The sequence below is a fragment of the Streptomyces sp. TE5632 genome (genome assembly GCF_054061295.1).
The window spans coordinates 4,245,754-4,260,259 of sequence record NZ_JBSSEA010000003.1 but is presented as its reverse complement, the minus strand read 5'-3'; the positions used below and the strand labels follow the sequence as shown (position 1 = coordinate 4,260,259).

Annotated in this window: 10 protein-coding genes; 4 read left to right on the top strand and 6 right to left on the bottom strand. The window is 73.6% G+C overall.

The features are described 5' to 3' along the window. Nucleotides 1-6: 6 nt before the first annotated feature. Genes ACVW19_RS24745 through ACVW19_RS24730 form a run of 4 tightly spaced genes read left to right on the top strand, consistent with a single transcriptional unit; the run spans nucleotide 7 to nucleotide 4,227 of the window. Complete coding sequence (locus tag ACVW19_RS24745; RefSeq protein ID WP_457461853.1) at nucleotides 7-1,080, top strand: ABC transporter permease; 1,074 nt, start codon at nucleotides 7-9, stop codon at nucleotides 1,078-1,080. Further along, nucleotides 1,077-2,117 (top strand): ABC transporter permease, encoded by a 1,041-nt coding sequence (locus tag ACVW19_RS24740; RefSeq protein WP_457461851.1) that lies wholly within the window; start codon nucleotides 1,077-1,079, stop codon nucleotides 2,115-2,117. Before ACVW19_RS24745 ends, ACVW19_RS24740 begins: the two co-directional genes overlap by 4 nt. After that, entirely contained in the window at nucleotides 2,114-3,196 is a 1,083-nt protein-coding gene (locus ACVW19_RS24735; protein WP_457461850.1) for an ABC transporter ATP-binding protein, read from the top strand. Before ACVW19_RS24740 ends, ACVW19_RS24735 begins: the two co-directional genes overlap by 4 nt. After that, nucleotides 3,193-4,227, top strand: coding sequence for an ABC transporter ATP-binding protein (locus ACVW19_RS24730; RefSeq protein WP_457461849.1), 1,035 nt, complete (start codon nucleotides 3,193-3,195; stop codon nucleotides 4,225-4,227). The genes ACVW19_RS24735 and ACVW19_RS24730 overlap by 4 nt, the downstream gene beginning before the upstream one ends. A gap of 22 nt (nucleotides 4,228-4,249) precedes the next feature. Here the strand turns inward: ACVW19_RS24730 and ACVW19_RS24725 are convergent, their stop codons facing one another. The 6 genes from ACVW19_RS24725 to infB all read right to left on the bottom strand — a co-directional run bounded on the left by ACVW19_RS24725 (nucleotide 4,250) and on the right by infB (nucleotide 14,358). After that, a complete protein-coding gene (locus ACVW19_RS24725; protein WP_457461847.1) occupies nucleotides 4,250-5,203 on the bottom strand; it encodes a bifunctional riboflavin kinase/FAD synthetase in 954 nt (317 codons plus the stop codon). Between the two features lie 145 nt (nucleotides 5,204-5,348). Next, a complete protein-coding gene (locus tag ACVW19_RS24720) occupies nucleotides 5,349-8,852 on the bottom strand; it encodes a trypsin-like peptidase domain-containing protein (RefSeq protein WP_457461845.1) in 3,504 nt (1,167 codons plus the stop codon). Nucleotides 8,853-9,167: 315 nt separating this feature from the next. Continuing rightward, nucleotides 9,168-10,073 (bottom strand): tRNA pseudouridine(55) synthase TruB, encoded by a 906-nt coding sequence (gene truB, locus ACVW19_RS24715; protein WP_457461843.1) that lies wholly within the window; start codon nucleotides 10,071-10,073, stop codon nucleotides 9,168-9,170. Further along, nucleotides 10,070-10,516, bottom strand: a complete 447-nt coding sequence (gene rbfA, locus ACVW19_RS24710) for a 30S ribosome-binding factor RbfA (protein ID WP_457461842.1) — start codon at nucleotides 10,514-10,516, stop codon at nucleotides 10,070-10,072. The genes truB and rbfA overlap by 4 nt, the downstream gene beginning before the upstream one ends. Nucleotides 10,517-10,581: 65 nt before the next feature. Then, entirely contained in the window at nucleotides 10,582-10,875 is a 294-nt protein-coding gene (locus tag ACVW19_RS24705) for a DUF503 domain-containing protein (RefSeq protein ID WP_109377392.1), read from the bottom strand. Nucleotides 10,876-11,265: 390 nt separating this feature from the next. Beyond that, a complete protein-coding gene (gene infB / locus ACVW19_RS24700) occupies nucleotides 11,266-14,358 on the bottom strand; it encodes a translation initiation factor IF-2 (RefSeq protein WP_457461840.1) in 3,093 nt (1,030 codons plus the stop codon). Nucleotides 14,359-14,506 lie beyond the last annotated feature (148 nt).

The window sequence follows — 14,506 nt, the reverse complement described above, 5'->3', positions numbered from 1 at the left end:
GTACTCATGACCGCCGACGCGACATCCGCTCCGGTCGAGGGCACGCAGACCGCCGGTCCGGCGAAGGACGGACCGGCGGCCCGCGGGCCGCGCGCCCGCACCACCACCGCGTATCTGCGGTACGTGGCGGGCAAGGTGGCCGGCGCGGCCGTGTCCCTCCTGGCCGTCCTCGTCACCAGCTTCTTCCTCTTCCGGCTGATCCCGGGCGACCCGGTGAAGTTCATGACCGGCGGCCGTCAGGTGTCGGCCGAGCAACTGGCGTCCTATCGAAGGGAGTTCGGGCTGGACCTGCCGTTGTGGCAGCAGTTCACCGACTACTGCGGCAAGGCGCTCACCGGGGACCTGGGAACGTCGTACCAGTTCAACGCGCCGGTGATCGACAAGATCACCGAGGCGTTGCCGAACACACTGCTGCTCACCGGTACCGCCTTCGTCCTCTACACGGCGCTCGGCATCGTGCTCGGCACCCGGTCCGCGTGGCGGCACGGACGGCTCGGGGACCGGGTCCACACGGGGCTGGCTCTGACGCTGTACTCCATCCCGTCCTTCTGGCTCGGGCTGCTGCTGATCATCACGCTGTCGGTGGGCGTCGGCCCGATCCCGGGGCTGTTCCCCACCGGTGGCATGGAGTCGGGCGGCGAGGAGGGCTTCGCCCAGGTCCTGGACGTGGCGCACCATCTGGTGCTGCCCGTGCTGACGCTGGTCGCGGTGGAGTACGGGCAGACGCTGCTGGTGACCCGGTCGGCGCTGCTGGACGAGATGGGCAGCGACTATCTGACCACCGCGCGGGCCAAGGGGCTGCGCGACGACCTCGTACGGCGCAGGCACGCGGTGCCCAACGCGCTGCTGCCGACGGTGACGCTGATCTTCATCAACCTCGGCCGGACGGTGGCCGGGGTGATCCTGGTGGAGACGGTGTTCTCCTGGCCGGGGCTCGGCGGACTGTTCTACCAGGCGCTGAGCGTGCCCGATCTGCCGCTGGTGCAGGGGCTGTTCTTCGTGTTCGCCGCCGCGGTGATCGTGATGAACACGCTGGCCGATCTGATCTATCCGCTGCTCGACCCCCGGGTGGGCCGATGACGACCGACAACGGCACGACAGGGGAACCGGCCGCCGAAAGCACCATGGACGGCGACGGAACACCCCCGGGCACGCCTCCGGACACGCTCACGACCGTCACGACCGTCACGGCTGCTGCGGCCGCTGCGGGGAAGGGACCGGCGGCCACGGGTCCGCGCGCGCTCGCGTGGCGGCGGCGCCGGGACTCGGCCGCACGATTCTGGCGGCAGTACCGCACCCACCGGGCCGGTGTCTTCGGCCTGGCGGCGCTCCTGCTCTTCGCCCTGCTCGCGCTGGCCGCTCCCCTGCTGGTCGGCTCCGACGTGGACAACGTGGCGGACGCTCCGGGCAGCCCGATGGAGAGCCCTGGCACGGAGTTCCCCTTCGGCACCGACCAGTTCGGGAGGAACCTGCTCGGTCTGGTGATCTGGGGAGCGCGGGTGTCCCTGCTGGTGGGGCTGCTCGCCGCCGTGCTGTCGGTGGCGATCGGCACCCTGATCGGCGTGACGGCGGGACATTTCCGGGGCTGGTACGCGACGGTGATGATGCGCGTCACCGACTGGTTCCTGGTGATGCCCACCCTGGTGCTGGCGATCGCGCTGGCCACCGTGATGTCCCGCTCGCTCGTCACCATCGTGGTGGCGATCGGGGTGACGACCTGGCCGACGACAGCCCGGCTGGTGCGCGCGCAGACCCTGGCGGTGGAGACCCGGCCGTACATCGAACGCGCGCGGGCGCTGGGCGGTGGGCACTGGCATGTGATGTCGCGCCATGTGCTGCCCAATGTGATGCCGCTGGTGCTGGCCCAGACGACCCTGATCATCTCCGCGGCGATCCTCGCCGAGGCGACCCTGGCGTTCCTGGGGCTCGGTGACCCGACGGTGGTGTCGTGGGGCGGGCTGCTGCAGGACGCGCGGGAGGCGGGCGCGGTCAGCGCCGGCCGCTGGTGGTACCTGGTGCCGCCGGGCATCGCCATCGCCGTGGTGGCGCTGGCGTTCACACTCTGCGGGCGGGCCGTGGAGTCCGTCCTCAACCCCAGGCTGGGGGTGTCCCGTTGAGCCTGCTCGACGTCAGGGACCTGACGGTGACGTACGCGGGCGGGGCCGCCGCGGTACGCGGGGTGGACCTGCGTCTGGAGGCCGGCCAGAAGCTGGGCATCGCCGGGGAGTCGGGCTGCGGCAAGTCCACGCTCGCGCTCGCGCTGCTGCGGCTGCTGCCGGCCGGGACGCGGACCGGTGGGGAGATCCTGCTGGACGGCGAGGACGTCCTGGCCATGAAGTGGGGCCGGGTACGGGCGGTCCGCTGGGCCGGGGCCTCGATCGTGTTCCAGGGCGCGATGCACTCCCTCAACCCCGTCCACCGCATCGGCGACCAGATCGCCGAGCCGATCCTGCTGCACCGCAAGGCGACCCCGGCCGGGGCCCGGCGGAAGGCCGGTGAGCTGCTGGAGCACGTCGGTCTCCCGGCCGCCCGCGCTACGGACTACCCGCACGAACTGTCCGGCGGGCAGCGCCAGCGCGTCATGATCGCGATGGCGCTGGCCTGCGATCCGCGGCTGATCATCGCGGACGAGCCGACCACCGCGCTCGACGTGATGATCCAGGCGCAGATCCTGCGGCTCATCGAACACCTGGTCGCGGACCAGGACGTGGGTCTGATCATGATCAGCCATGATCTGGCGGTCCTCGCCGACACCTGCGACCGGCTCGCGGTGATGTACGCGGGCCGGGTGGTGGAAGAGGGCCCGGCGGGGCAGGTCTACGAGGCCGCACGGCATCCCTACGCCCGTGCGCTGTCGGCGGCGTTCCCCCGTATCGGCGACCCGGTGTCACGCTTCGCGCCGCGGGGGCTGGCGGGCGACCCGCCGGACCCGTCGGCGCTGCCTGCCGGGTGCACCTTCCATCCGCGCTGCCCGGTGGTCCTGGAGTCCTGCGCGGTCGAGGACCAGGCCCTGCGGCCGGCGGGGCCTCGGCGGCGGGCGGCCTGTGTACGGGTCGCGGAGGACACGTCCGAGAACACACGGGACCACGAGCCCGAACGACACGGACCCGAACCGCAGGAGCCCGAGGCCCAAGTGCCCGAACCGCAGGAACCCGGTCCGCGGTCCCTGGAGGAAGTGAGGCGTACCACCCCATGACGGCCTCCCCCGCTGTTGTCCCCGGCTCCCCCGACTTCACCGGCACGCCGCCCCTGCTGAGTGCCCGGGGTGTCCACGTCGCCTTCCCCGGCCGGAACGGTGCCCCGCCCGCCCGCGCGGTGGACGGCGTCGATCTCGACATCCGGCCCGGTGAGATCGTCGCCCTGGTGGGTGAGTCGGGCTGCGGCAAGACGACACTGGCCCGTGCCCTGCTGGGCCTGGTCGAGCCGACCGCGGGGCGCGTCGCCTTCGACGGGCGGCCGCTGGACCGTTCCAGCCGCTCCCTCAAGGCGTACCGCAAGCGGGTCCAGCTGGTTCTGCAGGACCCGAGCGGTTCGCTCAATCCCCGGCACACGGTGTACGACGCGGTGGCCGAGGGGCTGCGCATCCACGGTCACCGCGGCGACGAGCGGGCGGCGGTCGCGGGAGCCCTGTCCCGGGCCGGGCTGCGGCCACCGGAACGCTTCTTCCTGCGGTACCCGCACGAGCTGTCCGGCGGGCAGCGGCAGCGGGTGGTGATCGCGGGTGCGCTGGTCCTGGAGCCCGAACTCCTCGTCGCCGACGAGCCGGTGGCCTCGCTGGACGCCTCCGTACGCGGCGAGATCCTGGCGCTGCTGCTCCGGCTGCGCACCGAACTGGGCCTGTCCGCACTGGTGGTCACGCACGACCTGGGGCTGGCCTGGAACATCGCCGATCGGGTCGCGGTGATGTATCTCGGCCGGATCGTGGAGACCGGGGCGGTGGAGCAGGTGCTGACCGCGCCCCGGCACCCCTACACCCAGGCGCTGTTGTCGGTGCTCCCGGAGGCGCCGGGCGACCCGGTGGTCCTCACGGGCGAGCCTCCGGACCCGGCCCGTGTCCCCGGGGGCTGCCGGTTCCACGCGCGCTGCCAGGTCCTGCTCGGCGGCGAGGCGGACCGGGTGGGCGTGGCGGACGCGTGCCGGAGCCTGGACCTGGAGATCCTCGACGGCGGGGGCGGCGGGACGGGCGGCCAGGTGGCCTGCCACTGGGCCCGCGCGGGCGGAGCCTGACCGAAGCCGCGCCGCCCGAGGGCTACGCCTTCCCGGCTGCGGCCACCAGGCCCGTGCAGCGCCTGACGTCCGCGGCCATCTGCTCCATCAGGTCCTCCAGGGTGTCGAACCTGGCCTGGCCGCGGACGAAGGCGAGGAAGTCGACGGAGACGTGGAGGCCGTAGAGGTCCAGGCCGACGCGGTCGATGGCGTAGGCCTCGACCGTGCGCTCGGTGCCGTCGAACTGCGGGTTGGTGCCGACGGAGATCGCGGCCGGCATGGCCTCGCCCTGGGCGTGCAGCCAGCCCGCGTAGACGCCGTCGGCGGGGATCGCGGTGTGCGGGAGCGTCTCGACGTTGGCCGTGGGGAAGCCCAGTTCGCGACCGCGCTGGGCACCGCGGACGACCACGCCCTCCACCCGGTGCGGGCGGCCCAGGATCTCGGCGGCGCCCTCGACGTCGCCCTCGGCGATCAGGCGGCGGGTGAGCGTGGATGAGAACGGCTCACCGCCACCCGCCTCGCCGGTGACGTACAGGTCGACGACCTCGACCTCGAAGTCGTAGACCTTGCCCTGCTCCGCGAGGAATTCCACGGTGCCCGCGGCCCGGTGGCCGAAGCGGAAGTTGGGGCCCTCGACGACCGCTTTGGCGTGCAGCCTGTCGACCAGGACCTTCCCCACGAATTCGGCCGGTGACAGCTTCGAGAACTCCGTGGTGAACGGGAGGATCAGGACCGCGTCCACCCCCAGCTCGGCCACGAGCTCGGCGCGGCGGTGGTGCGGGGAGAGCAGCGGCGGGTGGCTGCCGGGGCGGACCACCTCGCTGGGGTGCGGGTCGAAGGTGACGACGACCGCGGGGACGCCCAGCTCCCGGGCGCGGTCCACGGCATGCCGGATGATCAACTGGTGTCCGCGATGGACTCCGTCGTAGGAGCCGATGGTGACGACGCTGCGCCCCCAGTCCTGGGGGATGTCCTCCAAGCCACGCCAGCGCTGCACTGTGCCTGCTCCTTGTCGAAACCTTGTCGAGCCGAGTCCGTGGACTTCTTCCGCGCAGGTCTAAGGGTGCCATGCCGATTGCCGTCGGCCCGCATCGGCATGGGTGCTGTGACGGGGTCCACCGACCGGCACGGCCGACCGCGGCTCAGGCGGGGATGCCTGCGCCCGCCAGGTTCTCGATCGTCCGGCGGGTGCCGGGGCCCACCACGGCGGCCCACTCCTGGGGCGCGTCCGCCAGCCAGTGGGCCAGGGCGGCGGCGAAGCCCGGCACCCGCCGCCCCAGGTCGACCAGGCCGCTGTCGAAGTGGGCGGCGCCGTCGGGGGTGCGGGCGAGGAGCAGACCGGTGCGGTGGACGAGCTCACGGGCGGTGGCGCCGGAGCAGCGGGCCGCGGCGCCCAGCACCGCGGCCAGGACGGCGGGGTCGGGTGCGCGGGTGAGGAGCGGATCCAGCAGTTCGCGGCGCAGGGGCCGGGAGGCGGGGGTGCCGGGCTCGGCGAGGACACCGGCGAGGGCGGCCCGCAACGGCTGCGGGCCGCCCTCCAGCAGGCCGGTGAGCAACGGCAGGAGTACGTCGTGGTCGGCCGGCTCCTGGGCCAGGCGCCGGCCCGCGTACGCGGCCAGCTCGCCCGCGAGGTCCGGCCGCTGTTCCACCCCCGTCCGCAGGAGCGCGGCGACGCGGGGGGCCAGGGCGGGCGTGGTGGCGTCGGCGAGGGTGTGCAGCGTCTCGCGCGCGTCCGCGTGTGCGAGCCTCGCGCGGAAGGCCTCGAGGACGGGCTCCGGGTGGGTGGCCAGGGCGCCGGTCAGCGCGCTCGGCGGGAGGTGCGGGTCGCCGGCCGTGAAGTGTTCCAGGGCCTGCGGGAGGTGGCGGTCCCTGCTGCTCGGGTCCTGGACGAGGAGGGCGAGCGCGCCGCCGTGCAGGTGCCGGTCGGCGGGGCGCACCAGCAGGGCGAGGGCCGCGTACCGCAGCAGGGTGCGGTCGGTCACGTCACGGGCGTGCGGTGCGGCCCGCAGTCCGTACGCCACGGCTGCCGCGCGGCGTGCGGGCCGCTCGTCGCGCGCCCACCGGTCGACGGCCCTGCACACCGCCGAGGGGTCCTCCTCGGCCAGCGCGGTGAGCAGTTGCCCGGCCCGCCGGTGCGCGCTGTCGGCGAGCGCCTCGGTGAGAGTGTCCGGGGCGCGGTGCCGGTGGGTGTGCAGCAGTGCCTGCGCCGCCGTGGCGACGGTCGCGTGCGGGGTGGCGGGCAGCGGCCGCTCGTCCTCGAACCACCGTACGAGGTGCGGGAGTACGGCGACGGGGTCGGCGGTGAACAGGCGGGCGGCGGCGTCCAGGAAGCGGGGGCCGGTCTCGCCCGGGGGGCCGTCGGCGTGGACGAGGCGGCGCAGCAGCTCGAAGCCGGTCTCCAGGGGCAGCGGGAGAGCCGTCCAGAAGGCCGGTCCCAGCTCCCTCGGCGTCCTCCGCCGCTGCTGCCGCCAGGCCACGACCCGGTCGGCCAGCAGCCGGAGCACCTCGGCGTAGGGCGTCGCGTCGGGCACGCGTGCGAGGGTCTCGGTGAGCAGCCGGGCGGCCCACCAGGAGCCGGGGTCGGCGTCGAGGGCGTGCACCAGGTCCGCCAGCCGGGAGGCGAGCGGGCCGGGGCCGTGGTGACGGGCGAGCAGCAGCATGGCCTGGACGACGGGGCCGATCCGGTGGTGCGGGACGGGGAGGCGGTCGGCGCCGGGGCGGGTGGCGTGACCGTGGTCGTGGTGGCGATGGTCGTGGACCAGGGCGCGCAGGGCCGCGTCCAGGTCGAGGTGGGTGCCGTGGAGCCAGTCGGCGAGCTCCTCGTGGGCGAAGCGGTAGCCGGTCCCGGCCGGCACGAGGATGCCCTCGGCTAGCACGGCGGAGGCCCAGCCGGTGCCACCCCCGAGCCGGGCCGGGGCGGGCCCCCACGGGAACACCGCCTCGAACGCCGCCCGGTCCAGCTCGCCCTGCCCGGGGCCGAGGCTGCGCCGGGCGGCCTCGTGCACCTGCCCGGAGACCCTGGCGGCCAGCCGTCGTACGGCGGTGCCGCGCAGCCCGCTCTCGACGGCGAGGCGCACGGCCACGCGCAGGCACATCAGGTCCAGGTGGGCGGAGAGGACGTCGTGGCGGTCGGCGCGGGCGTCCGGGGCCTGAGGGGCGTCGGCGAGGGCGGCCCGGATCTCCGAGAGCAGCCGGAGGGTCAGCGGGTGCCGGGAGTCGGCCGGGGAGCCCTCCGGGATGCCGTAACGGGCACGCGCGTGGATGGCCTCCTCGGCGGTCAGGTCACCGAGGCGCACGCACGCGGGGAGGTCTGCGGCGGTGGCTTCGTCCTGGTGTTCACCCTGGCGCTCACCTCGCTGTGCGCCTCCCTGTCCGCTCCGGTGCAGCAGGTCCGCGGGGAGGAGCGCGCCCGCGCTCTCCCAGTACTCCGCGCGGCACCCCACCACCAGCCGCGCGCCCGTCCGCCGCAGCCAGCGCGCCGTCCCGTCGGTCCACCGGGCGAGGCGGTCGGCCAGGACGGGCGGCATCTCCTCCGGGCCGTCGAGCAGGACCAGCAGGGGGCGGCCGGCGGTGCCGGCCAGCGCGGCGAGGCGTCCCGGGCCGGTGTCGCCGAGGCCTTCGGGGCCGCCCGGGAACGGGGTGCGGGAGGCGGCCACGATGCGGGCGGCCCGGTCGAGTGCGCGGTGGGCCGCGTTCGCGACGGAGAGGTCGTCGTCCCGCAGATCGGCGCCGCGCAGCCACAGTGTGGGCAGTCCGGCGCGGTGGCGGCGGGCGGCGAGCGCCGCGAGTTCCGTCGTACGGCCGCTGCCGGGCGGGCCGACGAGACCGAGCACCGCGGCCCGTCCGCGCTCGAACGCGGCGAACTCCGCGGTCGTGGCCGCCCGCTCCACCGGCACCACGCCTCCGGGGGCGAGGGCGCCCGACGGGCCGTCCTGCCCGACCGAGGTGGCGGTGAGTTCCAGGACGCCGGCGACATTGAGGTCGGCGCCGTACGCCGGGACCGTCGCCGCGTTCTCGGCGAGCAGTTCGGCGAGCGGGCCCCGAGCGGGGCGGAGCGGCACGGCGAAGCCGACGTCGCGGCCGTCGGACCGGAGGGCCGTGCCGAGAACGCCGAGCACGGCGCCGGTGGCGGCGTCGAGCACCGGACCGCCGGCCGCTCCGCCGCCGGGACGCAGGGCGTCGCGGCCGGTGGTGCCGATGGCGAGCTCCAGCGCGTCGTCGAGGGGGTGGCAGCGGTCGGCGGCCGTGTACGTCACGGGGGCCGTGCCCAGTACACGTGCCTCGCGCCAGCATCCGGCGGCGATCCGCACATAGGTGCCGCTCTCGACGCGGTGCCGCGTGGCGACGGGCAGTGGAGCGGCACCGAGCCCCTCGCAGCGGACGAGGGCGAGGCCGAGTTCGGGCAGCGGGGTGACGGCGTCGGCGCTCACCACGCGGTGGCGGTCGCCGGGGGCGTGCAGAACGAGGCGGGGCAGGCCGTCGACGGCCTCGTGGCTGGTGATCAGGGTGCCGCGGTGGTCGGCGGGGAAACCGAGACCGCGCGGACGGCCGGCGAGGTCGTGGACGCGGACGAGGACGTCGCCGGGTGAGTGCTCCCCCGCCGTCCGGACGGGCTCCCGCCCCACCGGACCGTTGCGCGACGTCATCGTCGAGCCTCCCCGCCGTGCCTTTGTGCCGTGCCCTCGCCCTGCCGTGTTCTCGGTGATCTCGATGACCTCGATCGACCTCGATGATCTCGACAGTAAGGCCGGAATGATCAGCGGGGCAGCTCACTCGACGAACGCGCCCCCTTCCACTCCCCTGGTTCACTCCGAGCGCCCGCACTTACGGGTGAATGAACGGGCCCGGATGGATAGACCCTTGGGGTGGGGGGAACCGAGGGGGGCCGTGGAGCGGCGGCATGTCCATCCCCGTGACGCCGCTCCACGGCGGGAACACACCGTCGGCCGTCCGTCCCGGCGTCAGTTGAAGACGGCCAGGCTCTTGGCCTTGCCCCTGTGCTGCTCGACGAGGGCGAGGAACCGGCCCTCGGGGCCGAAGACGGCCACCGGACCGGCTCCCGCGTACTCCTCGGGCATCTCCAGGCGCACACCGTTGGTGAGCAGCCGGGCGCGTCGGACGTCGACGTCCCAGCGCGGGAAGGCCACGGCCGCGGCCTCGGCGATCGGCAGCACGGTCAGCTCCTGCTGGTGCTGCTCGAGGGTGCGGGCCGCGTCCAGCTTGTACGGACCGACACGGGTGCGGCGCAGCACCGTGAGGTGGCCGCCCACGCCCAGGCCGGCGCCCAGGTCACGGGCGAGGGCACGGATGTACGTACCGGAGGAGCAGACGACGGAGACCACCAGGTCGAGCACCGGGGTGCCGTCCTCGGCGACGGCCGGCCGGACGTCGTGCACGGTGAACGAGGAGACGGTGACCGGCCGGGCGGGGATGTCGAACTCCTCGCCCTCCCGGGCCCGTTTGTAGGAGCGCACACCGTCGATCTTGATGGCGCTGACCTTGGACGGCACCTGCATGATGGCGCCGGTCAGCTCGGCGACGCCGGCGTCGATGCCCTCGCGGGTGACCCCGGAGGCGTCGGTGGACGAGGTGATCTCGCCCTCGGCGTCGTCCGTGAGGGTGTTCTGCCCGAGCCGGACGGTGCCCAGGTACTCCTTCTCGGTCAGCGCGAGGTGGCCGAGGAGTTTGGTCGCCTTCTCGACGCCGAGGACGAGGACGCCCGTCGCCATGGGGTCGAGGGTGCCGGCGTGGCCGACGCGCCGGGTGCGGGCGATGCCGCGCATCTTGGCGACCACGTCGTGCGAGGTGAAGCCCGACGGCTTGTCGACGATGACAAGGCCGTCGGGCGTGGTGTGCTTCTGGGTCATTCGGCGGTGTCGTCCGTCTCGTCCTCGGGCTTGCGGTACGGGTCGGCCCCGCCCGCGTACGTGGCGCCCGCGGACGCCTCGCGCACCTTGGCGTCGGACTGGCGCGCCTTGTCGAGGAGGTCCTCGATGTTGCGCGCGGTGTCCGGGAGCGCGTCCATGACGAACGCCAGGGTCGGCGTGAACTTCACACCCGCCGCCCGGCCCACCTCGGAGCGCAGGATGCCCTTGGCGCTCTCCAGGCCGGCCGCCGCGGCCGCGCGCTCCTCCTCGTCCCCGTACACCGTGTAGAAGACGGTTGCCTCCCGCAGGTCACCCGTGACCCGGGTGTCCGTGATGGTGATGTGGGTGCCGAGCCGCGGGTCCTTGATCCCGCGCTGCAGCTTCTGGGCCACCACCTCTCGGATGAGGTCCGCCAGCCTTTTCGCCCGCGCGTTGTCGGCCACTGGTCCGTCTCCCGTTCTTTCCTGTCTGAGTGCTCGGAACTCCGGGTTCCCGGAGCCTGGATCCGTCAGTCGTCCTCGCCGTGGAAGCGCCGCCTGACGGACAGCAGCTCCACCTCGGGGCGCCCGGCGACCAGCCGTTCGCACCGGTCCAGTACGTCGGTCAGGTGCGCCGCGTCGCCGGACACCACCGCCAGGCCGATGACGGCCCTGCGATAGAGGTCCATGTGATCCACCTCGGCCGCGCTCACCGCGTACTTCCGCTGGAGCTCGGCGACGATCGGGCGGACGACGGAGCGCTTCTCCTTCAGCGAGCGAACGTCGCCGAGGAGGAGGTCGAAGGACAGCGTCCCCACATACATGTACAACCGGTTAACCCGCCGGTACGGGATCGACGTCCCCACCGTCCGTGGTGGGCGGGGACATCAGAACCGTACAACGAAGGAGCGAGTCCGATCGACGGATATTGCGCTCCGTGGCTCCAGTGCCCCGGCAGGCAACGTTCGCCCGTCAAGGAGCGGCGTCCGGTGCGTGCTCTCGGTGTGCCGCCCGGAAGTCCCCGTACTGGACGTACTTGGGCTTTCGGGCGGTGCGGCGAGTGGGGGTCCCCCCTGCTCGAAGAGCTTGGGGAGCGCACCGGGCGTCACGACGGGACGAACGTTGCCTGTTGGGGCACTAGGCCCCCGGACACACGGACCGGCCGGCGGGACCATGTCTCCAGGGGCCCGCCGGCCGGTGTGCACCGTGGGGTGTTACGCCCGCGGCTTCTCGCGCATCTCGTACGTCGCGATGACGTCGTCGACCTTGATGTCGTTGAAGTTTCCGAGGTTGATACCGCCCTCGAAGCCTTCGCGGATCTCGGTGACGTCGTCCTTGAAGCGACGCAGACCGTCGATGTTGAGGTTCTCCGCGATGACCTTGCCGTCGCGGATGAGGCGCGCCTTGGTGTTGCGCTTGACCTCGCCGGAGCGGATGAGAACACCCGCGATGTTGCCCAGCTTGGACGAGCGGAAGACCTCGCGGATCTCCGCCGTGCCGAGCTCGACCTCTTCGTACTCCGGCTTGAGCATGCCCTTGAGGGCCGCCTCGATCTCCTCGATCGCCTGGTAGATGACCGAGTAGTACCGGACGTCCACGCCTTCGCGCTCGGCCATCTGCTGTGCCCGCCCGGCGGCGCGCACGTTGAAGCCGATCACGATGGCGTCCGAGCCCATCGCCAGGTCGATGTCGGACTCCGTGACCGCACCGACGCCGCGGTGCAGGACGCGGATGTCGACCTCTTCGCCGACGTCCAGCTGGAGCAGCGAGGACTCGAGAGCCTCGACCGATCCGGACGCGTCACCCTTGATGATCAGGTTCAGCTGCTGGACCTCGCCGGCCTTGAGCACCTTGTCCAGGTCCTCCAGCGACACGCGGCGCGTGCGCTTGGCGAACGCGGCGTTGCGCTCACGGGCGGCGCGCTTCTCGGCGATCTGACGGGCCGTACGGTCCTCGTCGACGACGATGAAGTTGTCGCCCGCACCCGGGACGTTGGTCAGGCCCAGGACCTGGACCGGCGTCGACGGGCCGGCCTCGGCGACGTTGTTGCCGTTGTCGTCGAGCATGGCGCGCACGCGGCCGTAGGCGTCGCCCACCACCATCGTGTCGCCGACCCGCAGGGTGCCTCGCTGGACGAGGACGGTCGCCACGGCACCGCGGCCGCGGTCGAGCCGGGACTCGATCGAGATGCCCTGCGCGTCCTGAGCCGGGTTGGCCCGCAGGTCGAGCGAGGCGTCGGCGGTGAGGACGACGGCCTCCAGGAGGCTGTCGATGTGCAGACCCTGCTTGGCGGAGATGTCGACGAACATGGTGTCGCCGCCGTACTCCTCGGCCACCAGGCCGTACTCGGTCAGCTGACCGCGCACCTTGGTCGGGTCCGCACCCTCGACGTCGATCTTGTTGACCGCGACGACGATCGGGACGTCGGCCGCCTTGGCGTGGTTGAGCGCCTCGACCGTCTGCGGCATGACGCCGTCGTTGGCCGCGACGACCAGGATCGCGATGTCGGTCGACTTCGCACCACGGGCACGCATGGCGGTGAACGCCTCGTGACCCGGGGTGTCGATGAAGGTGATCCGGCGATCCTCTTCGTTGACCTCGGTCGTGACCTGGTAGGCACCGATGTGCTGGGTGATGCCGCCGGCCTCGCCCGAGGCGACGTTGGTCTTGCGGATGGCGTCGAGCAGGCGGGTCTTGCCGTGGTCGACGTGACCCATGACGGTGACCACCGGCGGACGGACGACCAGGTCCTCCTCGGAGCCCTCGTCCTCGCCGAACTCCAGGTCGAAGGACTCGAGCAGCTCGCGGTCCTCCTCCTCCGGGCTGACGATCTGAATCGTGTAGTTCATCTCGTCGGCGAGGAGCTGGAGCGTCTCGTCGGAGACGGACTGGGTCGCGGTGACCATCTCGCCGAGGTTCATCATGACCGCGACGAGCGACGCCGGGTTGGCGTTGATCTTCTCCGCGAAGTCGGTGAGCGACGCACCGCGCGACAGGCGAATGCTCTCGCCGTTGCCGCGAGGCAGCATCACGCCGCCGACCGACGGGGCCTGCATGGCCTCGTACTCCTGGCGCCTCTGCCGCTTCGACTTGCGGCCACGACGGGCCGGACCGCCGGGACGCCCGAAGGCTCCCTGCGTGCCACCGCGGCCACCGGGACCGCCGGGACGGCCACCGAAGCCGGGACGGCCACCGCCGCCGGCGAAGCCGCCACCGCCACCGGGACGACCGGCGAAGCCGCCGCCGCCACCGGGACGAGCGCCGCCACCGCCGCCGCCCGGACGACCGGCGAAGCCGCCGCCGCCACCGGGACGAGCGCCGCCGGGACGACCGGCACCGGCCGGACCGCGACCGCCGGGGCCACCGCCGGGACGGGGACCGGCAGCCGGACGCTGCGGCATCATGCCGGGGTTCGGACGCGGGCCGCCGGGGCCGCCGCCGGGACGGGGGCCGCCCTGCGGACGCGGCATCGAGCCCGGGGTGGGACGCGGCCCGCCCGGAGCCTGCGGACGGGGACCGCCGCCACCCTGGCCACCGGGGGCCTGGGGACGGGGACCGGCGCCGGGGGCACCGGGACCGCCGGGACCGCCGGGACGCGCGCCCTGTGGGCGGGGCGCCTGCGGGCGGGCCATACCGGTGGAGCCACCGGAGGTGAAGGGGTTGTTACCCGGACGCGGACCGGCCGGGCGTCCACCCGGACGCTGACCGCCGCCACCGGGGCGCTGACCCTGACCGGCCGGACGTCCGCCCTGGCCACCCTGGCCACCCTGGCCCTGGCCGCCGGGGCGACCACCGGGCTTGGGGGCGCCGGGACGTGCGGCGGGCTTCGGCCCGGACGGAGCCGGGGAGGGAGCCTGCGCGGCCGGCGGGGCCTGGAACTCCGGAGCCGCCGGTGCCGGACGCGGCGCGGGCCGCGGGCCCGGCGTCGGACGGGGACCGGGGGTGGCCGGAGAGGGCGCCGACGGAGCCGCCGACGGCTGGGCCGCGGCGGGCTTGGGCGCGGCCGGCGGCCTCGGGGCGGCAGGACGCTGCCCCTCCGCCTTGGCGGCCTGGGGGGCTCCCGCGGCCTGCGCCGGCGAGGGCGCGGCGGGCCTGGGGGCCGCCTTCCGGGGGGCGCCGGGCTTCGCGGCGGACTTGCCGTTGCCCCCGCCCTGCTGGAAGGCGTCGGTCAGCTTGCGTACTACGGGCGCTTCAATCGTTGAAGACGCCGAACGGACGAATTCACCGAGTTCCTGGAGCTTGGCCATGACGACCTTGCTCTCCACACCGAACTCCTTGGCGAGTTCGTAGACCCGGACCTTAGCCACTTCGCTCCTCTGAGGTCCGGGTTGCGTCCGGACCGTCGCTAGTTCATGGGCGTACTCATCGCGTACTCATCGAGTGCTCATCGCAATCTCGACCTGCTTTCGACTCGCGAGGTACCAGACCGTACGGGGGGTTCCGCACGGCATGTCT